17 protein-coding genes and 2 tRNA genes are annotated in these 13,510 nt (G+C 37.9%); 5 read left to right on the top strand and 14 right to left on the bottom strand.

The window, feature by feature from the left end; all coding sequences use genetic code 11:
* Nucleotides 1–267: 267 nt before the first annotated feature.
* From AB3329_RS05015 to AB3329_RS04980, 8 genes are all read right to left on the bottom strand, one after another.
* Nucleotides 268–408, bottom strand: coding sequence for a class IIb bacteriocin, lactobin A/cerein 7B family (locus AB3329_RS05015; protein ID WP_368394635.1), 141 nt, complete (start codon nt 406–408; stop codon nt 268–270).
* A gap of 11 nt (nt 409–419) precedes the next feature.
* Nucleotides 420–608 carry a hypothetical protein gene (locus AB3329_RS05010; protein ID WP_368394634.1) on the bottom strand — a complete coding sequence of 63 codons (189 nt, stop codon included), beginning with the start codon at nt 606–608 and terminating at the stop codon, nt 420–422.
* Nucleotides 609–626: 18 nt separating this feature from the next.
* Entirely contained in the window at nt 627–803 is a 177-nt protein-coding gene (locus tag AB3329_RS05005; protein ID WP_368394633.1) for a class IIb bacteriocin, lactobin A/cerein 7B family, read from the bottom strand.
* 141 nt (nt 804–944) lie between these two features.
* Nucleotides 945–1,121, bottom strand: coding sequence for a class IIb bacteriocin, lactobin A/cerein 7B family (locus AB3329_RS05000; RefSeq protein ID WP_368394632.1), 177 nt, complete (start codon nt 1,119–1,121; stop codon nt 945–947).
* Nucleotides 1,122–2,107: 986 nt separating this feature from the next.
* Complete coding sequence (locus tag AB3329_RS04995) at nt 2,108–2,278, bottom strand: class IIb bacteriocin, lactobin A/cerein 7B family (protein WP_368394631.1); 171 nt, start codon at nt 2,276–2,278, stop codon at nt 2,108–2,110.
* A 29-nt stretch (nt 2,279–2,307) separates the two neighbouring features.
* Nucleotides 2,308–2,499, bottom strand: coding sequence for a hypothetical protein (locus AB3329_RS04990; protein ID WP_368394630.1), 192 nt, complete (start codon nt 2,497–2,499; stop codon nt 2,308–2,310).
* 26 nt (nt 2,500–2,525) lie between these two features.
* Nucleotides 2,526–2,705 carry a class IIb bacteriocin, lactobin A/cerein 7B family gene (locus AB3329_RS04985; protein WP_227806866.1) on the bottom strand — a complete coding sequence of 60 codons (180 nt, stop codon included), beginning with the start codon at nt 2,703–2,705 and terminating at the stop codon, nt 2,526–2,528.
* Between the two features lie 424 nt (nt 2,706–3,129).
* On the bottom strand, nt 3,130–4,020 hold the full coding sequence (locus tag AB3329_RS04980; RefSeq protein ID WP_368394629.1) for a helix-turn-helix domain-containing protein: 891 nt from the start codon (nt 4,018–4,020) through the stop codon (nt 3,130–3,132).
* Nucleotides 4,021–4,379: 359 nt separating this feature from the next.
* Here AB3329_RS04980 and AB3329_RS04975 point away from each other — a divergent pair, with 359 nt between their 5' ends.
* Nucleotides 4,380–4,511 carry a hypothetical protein gene (locus tag AB3329_RS04975; protein ID WP_368394628.1) on the top strand — a complete coding sequence of 44 codons (132 nt, stop codon included), beginning with the start codon at nt 4,380–4,382 and terminating at the stop codon, nt 4,509–4,511.
* 115 nt (nt 4,512–4,626) lie between these two features.
* Here AB3329_RS04975 and AB3329_RS04970 read toward each other — a convergent pair whose 3' ends face one another.
* Both AB3329_RS04970 and AB3329_RS04965 read right to left on the bottom strand, forming a co-directional pair.
* Complete coding sequence (locus AB3329_RS04970; RefSeq protein WP_368394627.1) at nt 4,627–5,067, bottom strand: MerR family transcriptional regulator; 441 nt, start codon at nt 5,065–5,067, stop codon at nt 4,627–4,629.
* Between the two features lie 364 nt (nt 5,068–5,431).
* Nucleotides 5,432–6,463 carry an aldose epimerase family protein gene (locus AB3329_RS04965; protein WP_368394626.1) on the bottom strand — a complete coding sequence of 344 codons (1,032 nt, stop codon included), beginning with the start codon at nt 6,461–6,463 and terminating at the stop codon, nt 5,432–5,434.
* A 298-nt stretch (nt 6,464–6,761) separates the two neighbouring features.
* Between AB3329_RS04965 and AB3329_RS04960 the strand changes: the two genes are divergently transcribed.
* Nucleotides 6,762–7,634: a LysR family transcriptional regulator gene (locus tag AB3329_RS04960; RefSeq protein ID WP_368394625.1), complete on the top strand. Its 873-nt coding sequence runs from the start codon at nt 6,762–6,764 to the stop codon at nt 7,632–7,634.
* Between the two features lie 103 nt (nt 7,635–7,737).
* Here the strand turns inward: AB3329_RS04960 and AB3329_RS04955 are convergent, their stop codons facing one another.
* Together AB3329_RS04955 and AB3329_RS04950 are read right to left on the bottom strand one after the other, a co-directional pair.
* Nucleotides 7,738–8,598: an aldo/keto reductase gene (locus AB3329_RS04955; RefSeq protein WP_368394624.1), complete on the bottom strand. Its 861-nt coding sequence runs from the start codon at nt 8,596–8,598 to the stop codon at nt 7,738–7,740.
* Nucleotides 8,599–9,013: 415 nt separating this feature from the next.
* A complete protein-coding gene (locus tag AB3329_RS04950) occupies nt 9,014–9,754 on the bottom strand; it encodes a LysR family transcriptional regulator (protein ID WP_368394623.1) in 741 nt (246 codons plus the stop codon).
* 103 nt (nt 9,755–9,857) lie between these two features.
* Between AB3329_RS04950 and AB3329_RS04945 the strand changes: the two genes are divergently transcribed.
* From AB3329_RS04945 to AB3329_RS04935, 3 genes are all read left to right on the top strand, one after another.
* Nucleotides 9,858–10,700 (top strand): alpha/beta fold hydrolase, encoded by an 843-nt coding sequence (locus AB3329_RS04945; RefSeq protein WP_368394622.1) that lies wholly within the window; start codon nt 9,858–9,860, stop codon nt 10,698–10,700.
* A 183-nt stretch (nt 10,701–10,883) separates the two neighbouring features.
* Nucleotides 10,884–10,966, top strand: a tRNA-Leu gene (locus AB3329_RS04940).
* 60 nt (nt 10,967–11,026) lie between these two features.
* Nucleotides 11,027–11,115, top strand: a tRNA-Ser gene (locus AB3329_RS04935).
* Between the two features lie 144 nt (nt 11,116–11,259).
* Here AB3329_RS04935 and pflA read toward each other — a convergent pair.
* Both pflA and AB3329_RS04925 read right to left on the bottom strand, forming a co-directional pair.
* Nucleotides 11,260–12,051, bottom strand: a complete 792-nt coding sequence (gene pflA, locus AB3329_RS04930) for a pyruvate formate-lyase-activating protein (protein ID WP_368394659.1) — start codon at nt 12,049–12,051, stop codon at nt 11,260–11,262.
* Nucleotides 12,052–12,120: 69 nt separating this feature from the next.
* Nucleotides 12,121–13,455, bottom strand: a complete 1,335-nt coding sequence (locus tag AB3329_RS04925) for a hemolysin family protein (protein WP_368394621.1) — start codon at nt 13,453–13,455, stop codon at nt 12,121–12,123.
* Nucleotides 13,456–13,510: the final 55 nt, after the last annotated feature.

The following is a 13,510-nucleotide window of genomic DNA, read 5'->3' as shown; positions in this document are numbered from 1 at the left end:
ATTTTAGGGAGAAGTGTTCCTAAATTTATATTATTCATAGTTAATTATACCTATACCCTTAGTAACTCCACTGTTATATTATTAATTAACTACCTGCAAATTTCTTACTACCTTCATAGATAGCCAGATATAAGATAATTACGATAGGCAATGGAATTAAATCCATATTGAACCATGAAATTATTCCTAAATCATGAAGAATGTAGGATAGACTCCATAATATAAAAATAATTGTAGATATAGTGGTTATTCTATCCTGTACCATATTTATTTACCTCGTTGTGCGATATCCTTTCCAATGGTGTATCCTGCCATAAATAAAGCAATGGCAACACCTGCTCCGCCACCTTCGATTTCCATCAATTCTTCATCTGTTAATTCCACAAATTTGTTTACTGCTAATTCCATAAAATACTCCTTTATTTATTTACCAAATATCCAACACCAATACCTGCTCCGACTAATCCTGCTCCACCAATAATTTTCCAAGCTGCGACTCCTGCAATAGTGGTTGTAAGAAGAGCACCACCTTCTACCACCATTAATTCTTCATCTAAAAGTGGTACAAATTTTTGGTTCATACTATTCATTTGCTCAAATTTTGTCATAATATCTTCTCCCTCAGTTTAACCAAAAACTCTAGCCAAAGTGTAGCCTGCAGCAAAACCTCCACCAAGACTTGCAGCGACGCCAACACCAATTAATACTGGAGCAATTCCACCAGAAATTTGTTGCAATTCTTCAGATGTTAATTCTTCGAATTTTACAACATTATCAATTTTTCTTGTCATATCATTTTTCATAATTTTACCTCACTTTAGTTTAAACTATTAAGTCCTACAGCAATTCCTGCTAAAAATCCAATACACGCTATAACTGTGAATAGAATAGCATATCTATATTCATAAAATTCTTTCATATCCGACCTACTTTCTTTTATGTTATCAATGACGATTAACATAATTTAGACCGACAGCAATGCCTCCAGAGAAGCCTACACCTGCAGCTGTTGCCCAAATTGCAATAACTGGTACAATTCCGCCTTCTGTTGCCTTTAGTTCTTCTTCTGAAAGAGCCACATAATTTTTAGTTACATTGTCCATAGTTTCAAATTTTGTCATGGTTTTTACCACCTTTCTTTAGAATATATTTTTATTATTTAAACTAAGCTAGCGTTTTCAATGCTATAATAATTGCTTCCCAAATCATCTTTTTCACCCCCTAATTTATATTAACTCTGAAATTTTCAATTTTACCTTCTTTGTATAATAATTCTATAGTCGACCAAGATTCTGAGTAAATAATTTTGAAGAGTCTATGATTTACATCAACTCTACATAGACACTCTAAATCGGTCTCATTTTCAATAATAATTGTCTGATATTCTATACTTTGGGATTTTATTCTGTATTTCATCCCACAAACCATACACAAGTTACTAATGGAGCTGAAATTAATGCCATTGCGTTCTTCTCCCTTTTATTTAGTTTTTATAGCTTTCTTTTTATGGTCTTAGTATATCTGAAAATATAAAAAAGCAACATGACTCCTAAGTCAGGTTGCTGAATTGAAAAAACAGTTCAAAATTTTTTGTTAATACTATCTTTTTTACAACTAAAAATATGTCTAGCAGTAATACTACAGACCTAATTCCACTTTCAATTGCATTAAGTCTTTGTATGAAAGAGTCGTATAATTCTTAGTTATATTGCCTAGTATTTCAACCAAAAATTCTAGCTAGGTGTAGCCTCCAGCAAATCCTATTCTTAAACTCGCTGCTATAATTAAATAAATAGTATCAGTTGATTACTGATAAAAATGTATTTTTCTGTGATAATCTTTTTTTATTACTAAAATCTGTTCTCCACTTGTCTTAGCGTCAAGCGAAGAACAGATTTTTTTCTGTAAATTGATTAACTACCTGTAATTATTCTACTCCCTTCATAATTAATTAGATGTAGAATAACTACAATAGGTAGCGGAATTAAATCTATATTGAACCAATAAGTTATTTTTAAACCATTAAGAATATAGGACAAATTCCATAAGATAAAGACAAGTGTACACACAGTGGCTATCCCATCCTCATCATATTTATTTGCCTCTTTTACTTATGACCAAAATAATACCCTGCTCCAAATCCAGCTGCTCCTAGACCAAGCCCAATCAACGCTCCTGTTGTTAATGTAATTGAACCGCCCTCCGTTTCCATCAACTCTTTATCCGAAAGATCTACATAGTTCTTAGCAATATTATCTATTGTTTCAAATTTAGTCATAATATCCTCCTTTATATTATATCTCTAATTTACGTACTCAACTTACTCTCTTTAGTTATAATATAAATTAATGTTGTTACTGCAACACTAGCACCTGCTACAATTAGATAAGCAGCATCAAGTGTATTATGCTGTATTAGTTGATAACTGATAAAAAGAGTATGAAAAATTAAATTAAATACATATACCACGTTAAAAATGTGTTTTCCTGTAATAATCATTTTTACTCCTTTGCCACTAAAATCTGTTATCTTTTAGTACTTTGTCCAATAGCATATCCTACTGCAAAACTTCCTGTAAAAATTCCAACACCTATTCCTACTGCTGTGCCTGTAACTACAATACCCCCCTCTGTATTCATCAACTCTTTATCTGAAAGAGCCATGTAGTTTTTAGAAATACTATCCATTACTCCAAATTTAGTCATAGTAAATTACCGCCTTTCTTTATATATTTTTTATTATGTGCTTTACCAAGAACGAAACAAACGTTTTCAATGCTATAAGAATATCATTTTCAGCTAACTCTATCGAAGATTTATCAGTTTTATCATCTTTAAATTAACAGCCCTACAATTAATTAAAATTTTAAGTAAATAAAATAATTTTGAAAAGCCTATGATTTACGTCAGTTCTACATAGACATTGACATTTTAGATTAGTATGTTTTTTAATCATAATTTTTGATATTCTATGCATCCAAACTCTATTCCGTATTTCATACTAGAATCCATAGGCAAACTTCCAATGGATCAGAAATCAAAACCATTGTGCTCTCCTTTCTTTTACTTAAATTTTATATTTATGCCTTTAGTATACTGAAAAAATTTAAAAAATAACATGACTTTTGAGTCAGGTTGCTAAATCATTCTTTTTTTCTATTTCAATATTTCTCGCTAATACCTCGTCATTGAGCATCTTAGCAAACATAATAGCTTTATCATAAGACTCTATTGTTTTATTTTTATTTTGTTCGATATCTAAATAGTATTTTGCTTCGAAAACATAGACTACTGGCTTATGTTGAAAATGATTAGATTCCTTCATAATTTCTCTAAATATTTTAGTATAAAACAAATAATCTTTAGTTTCAGATTGAACAAGAATACTAACTAAAACTCTTTCCAATAAATACAGCATCTCTGGATTACTATAATCGATATGAAGCAAAACTTTCTTGGAAAGTTCATCAAAATACTTTTTATCTTCAAGCCCCATAGCGCAGCACGTAAAATAGACATATACAATCAGCAAATCATTGTAGCTGTAGTTCTTTTTGGTGAGTATTTGTTGGAAATATTCCTCTAAAAAGCCTAAAGCAAAACCTATATCCCTACTCGTAAAAACATTTAGTTGTACCTGTAGGGCCTCAACTAGTAACTGTTCTTCTTCAGGAAGGAAATCATAATAGTTATTATAAATTTCATCAAATATCTCTTCCTGTTTAGCAATTCTCTCCTTATCACCATAGGTATGACTTTTGATAAGTCTATTTTTTAATTCTAAATAACGCTTCGGAATCTCTATTTTTTCGATATCAACTAAATCTTGAATCGGAATCTCCAATTTTTTAGCTAAAAATAAAAGTTTAGGGATTGTCACCATTGCCTGTCCATTCTCAATTCTTGCTAATTGTCTAAGTGTAAATTCCGATTCATCATCGCAAATATCTGCTTGTGTCAAACCCTTATTGATTCTCGCATTTCGGATTTTTTTCCCAATTGCGCTTTTAATATTATCCATAGCAGTCTCCAAATTGTTTTGATACTGTATAATAAAAAACATCCCATAAATTCGTTTTAATTGCTTTTCAGTATAGCATAGCAGTACTGAAAAAACAAGTAACACTCTTTATAATTTTTGTAAGTAGTTGACTTTGCACAAATTTTTAGAGCTATTATACGTAAGATATAGAAGATACTAATTTGTGGCTATTAAATTAACCGATATGTAGCAATATTAATCAGCTTATACTTTACTATACGTAAAAAATGTTAATTCCTGCTGCCTATTAAATAATTATTTAGACCTGACTTACAAGTCATGTTACTTTTTTTGTTTTACTGTATGCTGGAGACATAAAAATAGAAAGGAAGCCTAAGATGAAAAAAACTAAGCCATTGACTGATAAAGAATTATTTGATATTAGAGGGGGCTACTATCCAGTTATTACAGGACCGATTCTTCTTTCACAAAAAGTTGCTAATTGGGTAGTAGGTAAAATATCAAAATGAGTTATTTTATAGCATATAGTTACAGAGGCAGGAACAAAACTTCCTGCCTCTGTAACTTTTTTAGATGGATGCGTTTGACGCAGTGGTTGATTTTATGCTGCAAACTTCTAATTTCTTAACTTTGTTTCCAGCTGCCGTCTTTATCGAAAAAAATACCGTACTCTTCGTAATAGCTGTCATCTTTCAGGATTTCACCTGTTTCATAAAGGCTGATTTTATGGCTTAAGCGGTCAATACTGCGCTGTAAATTAGCTTGCTTTTCCAGAAGCATCTCCCGCTGCTCACGCAGTAGGGCCTCTCGTGCCTCCAAGGTAGAGCTCCCCTGCCTGAGCAGCTGACAGTAGTCAAGCAGAGCTTCAATCGGAATTCCCGAGTGCCGAAAACAGATAATCATCTCCAGCCATTTGTTCAAATCATCCGTGAAGTATCGGTTGCCATTGCTTTTCCGCGGAACTGGCGGTAAAAGTCCGATACGCTCATAATAGCGTAGGGTATTGGGGTTGATGTTATATTTTTCAGAAACCTGTGTGATGGTATAAGTATTTTGATTAGTCATCTCTCTTTCTCCCTTAGATTTCATTCGTATTTTAATTATCAACAGTTCAATAAGACAAAGGCAGCCGGCTGAGAGCAGTACTTGGAGACAGTCACCGCTGTTTGAGAAATATGTCCTTGCATAAGCCAAATACTGCTTTGCCATACAGCCGACAAACTAAGCCTTCATCTTTTCACTATTTAACAGTGTAGCACTTACAGTTAACTACAAGTCAAGGCGATTGCTTTTTTAACGGCTTCTCTTTCTCATCTGAGTTAACAATTCCTTTAAGCTTGTGCTGCTTTAAAAATCCTGGCTGTTCAAATATTGCTATAAATAAAAACCATCACTAGAATTAGTGATGGCTCCCTAGCTAACTATCTAACTATCTAACTGTCGCACGGTAACGCGTTGAGGTTTTTAAAAACTGACCGGCTCGTAAAATAACCTGTTCTTTCTCTGCACGATGAATCGCATCAGGAATAGCCTGAGTTTCCAAGGCTAAGCCATTGTGAGCCGGATGTCCCTTAGATTTGGTAAAATCATTATAGTTATTTGCAGTATAGACAATCAGACAGTCACAGTCAGTCTCAACAGTCAGCAGGCGTCCCGACTTAGGATCATAATATTCTGCTGCAGCCTCTTGCTTTGGATCAATCGCAAAAGGATGATCAATACCGCCAGCCAGACGGATTTGCGGATCTGATGATTGTCTAATCGCTCCAATAACTGTTCCTGCCATCAGTTTCTGTACAAAATCACTTTGACTGTCGATTGTTTCAGTCGGCAGGCTGGCTTCATTCAAGGGATAATAGCCTGTTACATTAAGCTTAAGCTGAAAGTCATCAATTAGTTGGGACTTATCCCCGCTGAGATTGAAATAAGCGTGATTTGTCGGATTGAAAAGAGTATCCTTATCCGCAGTTGCTTCGTAAGTCAGTGTCAAGGTCCCATTCTCTGCCAAGCTGTGCGTAATCCAAATTTTAACAGGACCGGGAAAACCGCCGAAGCCATCGGCACGCTCAGTATAGAAAGTTACAGAACAATCCGTCAGCTCTTCAACCTCAAACAATGCGACATGAATACCATCTAACCCGCTGTGCATATTATTAGTCTTATTATTTTGCGGCAGCTGATAGGTCTGCCCATTTAATTCAAACCTGCCCTGGCCAATGCGGCCGGCAACCGGACCAACACTGGCACCAAATTTCGGGCCTTTAACCAGATAGTCTTCCAAACGGTCAAAGCGCAGGTTAATATTGGCAAAATGCCCGTCTTTATCCGGCGTCACATAATCCAGTATCGTAGCACCATAAGGCATACTGGTCAAGCGGTAGCCAGTATCCGTTTCAAATGTGTAGCTATAAATATCCTGCGTGTCAATTCGGCCAAACAGCGTTTTAACAACTTCTCTCATGACATCACCCCGTTTCTTTGTCTCAAGGTCATTATACCATAAAAAGAAAACGGTTTCTTTTTGCAGCCAGCAAAGCTGAATAAAGATACGATACAAAGCCCGTTAAAAACGCAAAAGGAAAATAGGCGGTAAGTCTGAAATTTGAAGTTTCATAGACAGCATCTCAAGTAATTAAATGGCACAGGCACTTTGCTTCACAAATCAGCCCATACTTAAAATGAATACTTGAAAACTCTTTCTTTTTTGTGGTAGTATACAGTTAATGCATACTTTAAACATTGAAAGGAAGACGCCGCTCATGATTGAAGATTATCTGTTAGAAGCTCTGGTGGCTTTTGCAAAATACGGGACGCTCTCTGCTACCGCAGAGCAGCTTTTGGTAACCCAGCCAACAGTCACGCGCGGCATGCAGAAGTTAGAAGAAGAATTAGACGTTCAGCTTTTTGACCGGCAGCCTAACCGTATCAGTCTGACTGAAACAGGTAAATTAGCGGCCAAGGAAGCTGCTGATTTACTGCAGGCCAAACAAGACTTTATCCGCCGTATCCAGCAATTTGACCGTTATTTGGGCAAGATCAGACTGGGAACTGTTGCACCAGGCCCCTTGTATGTGCTGGAAACTGTCAAAGCAGAGAACCTCATTGTTGAAAATAGTCTTATTTCTGAAAACCAAGTAGCAGATGCACTTGATAGACACCAGTATCAGCTTATTTTCACAAGTCAAGAGTTAGAGACAGCCTCTATCGAATCTCTCTACATTGGTACTGAAACATTGTCTGTCATGGGAGATGCTATGACAATCCCGGCCAATAAAAAATCAACTACATTTGCAGAAATGACCGGTTTTAGTTTCGTCGTTTTCCGAGACATCGGTATCTGGCAAAAAATCATTGAAGAGCATATTCCAAAGGCCAAGTTTCTGTATCAATCTGAAATGGATGATTTCAACGAAATCAGACGTTACTCCAGCCTGCCGTTTTTTACAACAAATCTGGCACAGACCAGTAAAGAAGAGCTGCTCCGCAGCCGTCGTTTGAAACTGCCGATCACTGATGAGGCGGCTAAAGTTGATTTCTATCTGGCCTACCGTAAAGATGCTAAATCCCATCTTCAGGACAGTATCAGCTCTATCCAAAAGGCTTGGGCTGACTGGATTAAGCATAAACAATAAAAACACCTCCTTGACTGAACAAGTACAGTCAAAAACCAGTATACTGCCTAATTTTGAACAGTATCGGCTGAGACTGCAAGAGAGGTGTTGGTCTGCTTAACGGTTAGTCATTAGCATGAATGTCATAAGCTGACAGGAGGTAGTCACCGACACCGGGGGCATCTGGATCGTGGCTGCCTTTTCCTTTATCAAGTGCACGAAGCTCCGCCATTTCCTGATCGGTGAATGCAAAGTCGAAAAGTTCCTTATTTGAAGCCATACGCGCCTTCTTGGTTGATTTTGGAAGAACAATGATACCTTCCTGTACTTCAAAACGCAGGATAATCTGACCTGTGTCTTTACCATATTTTTCAGCCAGCTGTTCAATAAGCGGTTCTGAAAAAAGTGCTTTATTCCCTTGACCAAGCGGTGCCCAAGCCTCAATTTTGACCTTGTCTTTGGCAAGGAGCTCACGCAATTCTTTTTGCTGGAAATAAGGATTGAATTCAACCTGGTTAACTGCTGGGACAGTTGCAAAGTTTGGTACAAATGTCTTCCAAAAATGCGGGGTAAAATTGGAGACACCGATTGATTTAATCTTTCCGGCGGCTTTTGCTTCTTCTAAAGCTCTCCAAGCTTCTTCTACTTTACCGTAAGGCTGATGCAAAAGATAGAGATCAAGATAATCCAGACCCATTTTTTCCAAAGTGGCATCAATGGTAGCTTGAGCGGTTTCATAAGCATAATCTTGAATCCAGAGTTTGCTGGTAATAAAGATTTCCTCACGCGCGATTCCTGAATCTTTAACTGCCTGTCCGACTTCCTTTTCATTGAAGTAAGCCTGGGCAGTATCAATATGGCGGTAGCCTACTTCTAAGGCTTCCTTAACAGCTGTATAAGTTGAACCATCCGCCGGGATTTGGAAAACACCAAAACCGACTGCCGGAATCTTGTTCCCATCATTTAATGTAATTGTATTGGACATACGGTCACCTCATTCTTTTGATAAGTTCATTATAACCTCTTAAATTCAGGGTGTACATTACCAGTTTTCTAAGCTAGCATACATAAAACGTATGCTTTTAGAACGCCTTCTGGCACCTACAAATCTCCTATCAACAAAAACCTATCATTGTTTTTTTAGGGACCGTCGACTGAGAATCTGACAAGACTAAACCAAAACTAGGCGCTGTCTCTTTGAAAGGAAGCTTTCATAAAATAGCTTGCTTTGTCTGCATCTGCAGCCAGAATGAGAGCAGACCATAAAAATCTAAAAAAGACAGTTTTTAGACTGCCTAAATGATTCAAAGCTGAAATTTTTATACACCACATGATAACCGCCCATCAAGCGGCCATCTGCTTGTTCAATGCCTGCAGTCGGCATGGAATGCACCTATAATCTAAATTCTTTGATAAATAAAAAAATCTATTGGAAATCTTTCGCCAGCACCATCTGAATGCAGGCGATGGGCTTTTTCAGCAAAAACCGGCAGAAGGGCACAGCCCTGATTGTTTTCAACAAGTCCAATAATAGTTGAAAAAGAATCAATTTCAATAATCTTTGTACTGGGAGCAACCACTTCTAATGTTTTTCTGCGGAAAGGGCACATTTCATCGCTGTTAATTAAGACCGGCAAATCCTCTGACCTGCGGCAGTCCAGTGAGTATTCATAAGTAATGTCAAAGCTCCCCCCGCTGCTAAGCTGATAGTTAGGCAGTGACAAAGGATAGTATGACATAATGATATCTTGTTCAGAATGTTTAAGAGCTAAAATTTCATGCATTTTTTTAATCTCAAAATGATAATCAGTAAGTGAAAATAATTGCTTTTCGACAACTAAATACTGAAACAGCATCTCCGGTGCCCAGACATACTTCGTCACACTCCCTTGAGCGAGCTGCTCTATTAATTTATCTGTCTTTGCAATGACCGAACAAGCATAGTCATAAAAGACTTTGCCGTTTTTTGTTGGGGTTACACCTTTTGAAGAGCGATTAAAAAGCAAGGTTGAAAATTCATTTTCCAATACTTTTAGACGCGCTGTAATATTAGACTGGGCAAAGTTATGTATCTGAGCAGTTTTATTAATAGATCCCGTGTCGTAAATTGTTTTAAAGATTTTTAAATCCTGAATCTGCATGCTTTTTCCTTCTTATCACTATTTATGATAAGTATATCATAATTTTGTTATAGGCAAACCGATTTTTTTGCGATAAACTTAAAGCAAGAAATGAGGTGATATTATGGAATACAAGAGACAAACAATTGAAGAACTTGATATTTTTTATCGTGAAGCTGGTGACAGGGACAAACCTCACTTCCTTTTATTACATGGTTTCCCATCATCCAGTCATATGTTTCGCCAATTAATGCCTTTACTGGAAAAGGACTTCCATCTCATCGCTCCTGACTTTATCGGTTTTGGACAGTCTGCCGCACCTAAGCATACAGACTTCGCTTATACTTTTGAGCATTTGACAGATTATCTTGATAAGTTATTAAATGCACTCTCTGTTGACAAATTCTACCTTTACGTTTTTGACTACGGGGCTCCTATCGGCTTCCGTCTAGCCCTAAAATATCCTGAACGTATTCATGGGATCGTCAGTCAAAATGGCAATATTTATCAGGAAGGACTTGGCGAAAAGTGGGCAGCAAGAGCTGAATATTGGAAGAACCCTACCCCTGAACTGCGTGAGGCTTACAAATCAGCCTTTGCTCCTGAGACCATTATAGGACAGTATACTACCGGAGAAAACACGGCTAATATTGCGCCGGACGGCTATTTATTAGACATTTATTATACACAAAGCGAGGATTATGCCGAACGGCAATCTGATCTTATTTTTGATTATCAGTCAAATATTGCACTGTACCCGGCATTTCAGGCATATATTCGGGAACATCAGCCCAAATTATTAGCTGTGTGGGGGAAAAACGATCCCAGTTTTATTTACCAAGGTGCTTTAGCTTTTGAAAGAGATAATCCCAATGCTAAAGCTGTTCTTTTAAATGGCGGCCACTTTGTTTTAGAAAGTCATTACAAAGAAATAGCCGAGCTCATCCTGGAGAATTTCAAAAAATGAATCGATTGCAGGTCCTTTATTTTATAACAGCAATCGACTGTAACTATTTTAAATTTGATTTTTTAAAACAGGAGATAGCTTGATTTTACAGGACTTAGAGCTATTTATGAAAATTTAATCTCATTTCTGTTAGCTAAAACACTTGATTTTTTTTCAAATTAGGTTATAATAGTCTCTGTTAATGCGGAAATGGTGGAACGGCAGACACGCATGCTTCAGGCGCATGTGCCCTTAAGGGCGTGAGGGTTCAAATCCCTTTTTCCGCATTTTTTTATTGCTACGATTATTTTTAACCCTCTTTAGGTAGAGCGCAGCTCTTTTATTTTGGAAAGGTGGCCCAGCTTGGTACGGCACCGGACTCGAAATCCGGCAAGTGGACTTTGTTCACACGCGGGTTCAAATCCCGTCCTTTCCTTTGATATCACAGCCATCAGCTTTTTTCAAAGCTGGTGGTTTTTTGTACTTTAAAACTAATAAGACAGCAGCGGTTTTCAAGAAACAAAAAAGCCGCTCTTACTGCCAGCAGACAGCCGGCGGTAAGAGCAGCTGACATCCTCTATCAGCCATGCACGCGCGTCATATAATCTTTATAATTTTCTGTATGCATCAGCTTTTTAGCGTTCTGCACCCGTTCCTTAGTCGGCGGCTTAACCCCTTCAAGCGTATAAGGAATACCCAGTTCATGCCATTTAAATTCTCCCAGAGTATGATAGGGCAAAATCTCAAACTTATCGACATTTTTTAGTGTTGCCACAAACTCTCCCAGCTCAATTAAGTGTTCATCAATATCTGTCAGACCAGGTACCAGAACATGGCGAATCCAGACAGGAATCCCCTTATCTGAAAGATATCGGGCAAAGAGCAGGATATTTTTATTAGGCTGGCGTGTGACAAAAAGGTGCTGCTCTGGATTGATTTCCTTGATATCCAAAAGCACTAAATCGGTTACCGCCAAAAGTTTGTCTACGATTTTATGATATTCAGGAGTAGGCCGATAGGCAAACCCACAAGTATCTAAAGTGCAGTGAATCCCCAGTTCTTTTGCCTTGGTGAAAAGAGCTGTAATAAAATCTATCTGCAGCATGGCTTCACCGCCTGATACCGTAATACCGCCGTTTTTTCCCCAAAAATGGCGATAGCGCAAAGCTTCATTTAAAACATCATCTACCGTCCTTTCCTGGGACATATTAGTTTCCATGGCCCACGTATCTGGGTTATGGCAGTATTGACAGCGCAGTTTGCAGCCCTGCATAAAAATGACAAAACGAATTCCGGGACCGTCTACAGATCCGAAACTTTCAGTCGAATGAACCATTCCTGTAACTTGACCGTAATCAATCTCTGTCATGATGTCCCTCCTTTGCAATCGTTTACCTAATACTATTATATCATTTTTCAACATAAAAAGACTAAGATTTGCTTAGTCTTCTTCAAGATACTGTTCTATATCAGAGATGAGCACCTTCAGCTTTGTAATGCGGCCGTCTTTCACCTTATCATTGACAATCTGCAGATGTTTCTCCTTACTGTCCACTTCAAAACTTTCCTTTTCTTCCTGACTGGGAATCGTTCCGACACCGGTCAGATAGTAGCCGGCTATCGTGTCAACATCATCGCTTTCCAGTTCAACATCAAAGTGTTCATTAAAGTCATTTAAAGTCATCGTCCCCTGAACAATATAGGTATTATCCCCGATAGCGTGGACGAACTGCTCTACTTTATCCGTTTCATCATCGATTTCACCGACGATTTCCTCCAATAAATCCTCGAGGGTGACCAAACCGGCAACCCCGCCGTATTCATCCAGCAAGATAGCCATTTGATTTTGAGTATTGCGGAGCTGTCTCAGCAAATCATCAATAAAGATTGTCTCTGGAACAAAAAGCGGCTCCTGCAGAAGCTTGCGCAGGACAATATTGGCAAAGCCGTCGCGAAATCCCACATCTAAAATCCGTTTAGTATGAAGAACACCGATAACCTTATCGCGGTCGTCATCATAGACAGGTATACGGGAGAAGTTTTTCTTTAAAATCTCTTCAATATTTTCTCTGGTATCATTGTTAATGTCAATCATGAAGGCATCTGTTCGGGGAACCATAACCTCACGCGCCATCATTTCATCCAGTGAAAACACTCCCTGAAGCATTTCGATCTCTTCTGCATCAAGTGTTTCCTCACTGTTTGACAGCATATACTCAATTTCATCCCGTGTCATTTTTTCATCAGCATCATCGAAAGTCATAGGAGTAATCCGGCTCAATACATTGGTCGAAGCCGATAAAAGCCAGACGAAAGGGCTGACAAGCTTGCCGAGCACAATAATGACAGGCGCTGAAATAATGGCCAATCTGTCCTTAAGATTCATTGCGATACGCTTAGGGTAAAGTTCTCCCAAGACGATGGACACATAGGTTAAAAAAATAAGCGCAATGAGACTTCCTGCCGTTTTGGCAGTTGCTGAATTTCCAAACCAAACGGCAACCTGTGTTCCCAAAGAATCAGCTAAACTGGCCCCAGAAAGCAGGCCGATAAAAGTAATACCAACCTGAATGGTTGATAAAAAGTTATTAGGTTTGTCAAGGACTGACAACAAGCGGCTATAATTTTTATCGCCTTCTTCTGCTTTTTGCTCTACACGCGAACGGTTGAGCGAGACCAAGGCCATTTCACTGGCCGAGAAAAAGGCATTTAGAAGCGTCAAAATCAGTAGTAAAATAAATTGAAAAAGTAAAGACTGACTGCCAGGGTCTTCCATTGGTTATTCTCCTAAAAAGTGATAGTATTCCCATTATAGCACATTTCCTAAAGAT

Origin of the sequence: Streptococcus huangxiaojuni (genome assembly GCF_040930515.1) — a bacterium.
GTDB classification, from domain to species: domain Bacteria; phylum Bacillota; class Bacilli; order Lactobacillales; family Streptococcaceae; genus Streptococcus; species Streptococcus huangxiaojuni.
This window is presented reverse-complemented; position numbering and strand designations above follow the sequence as displayed.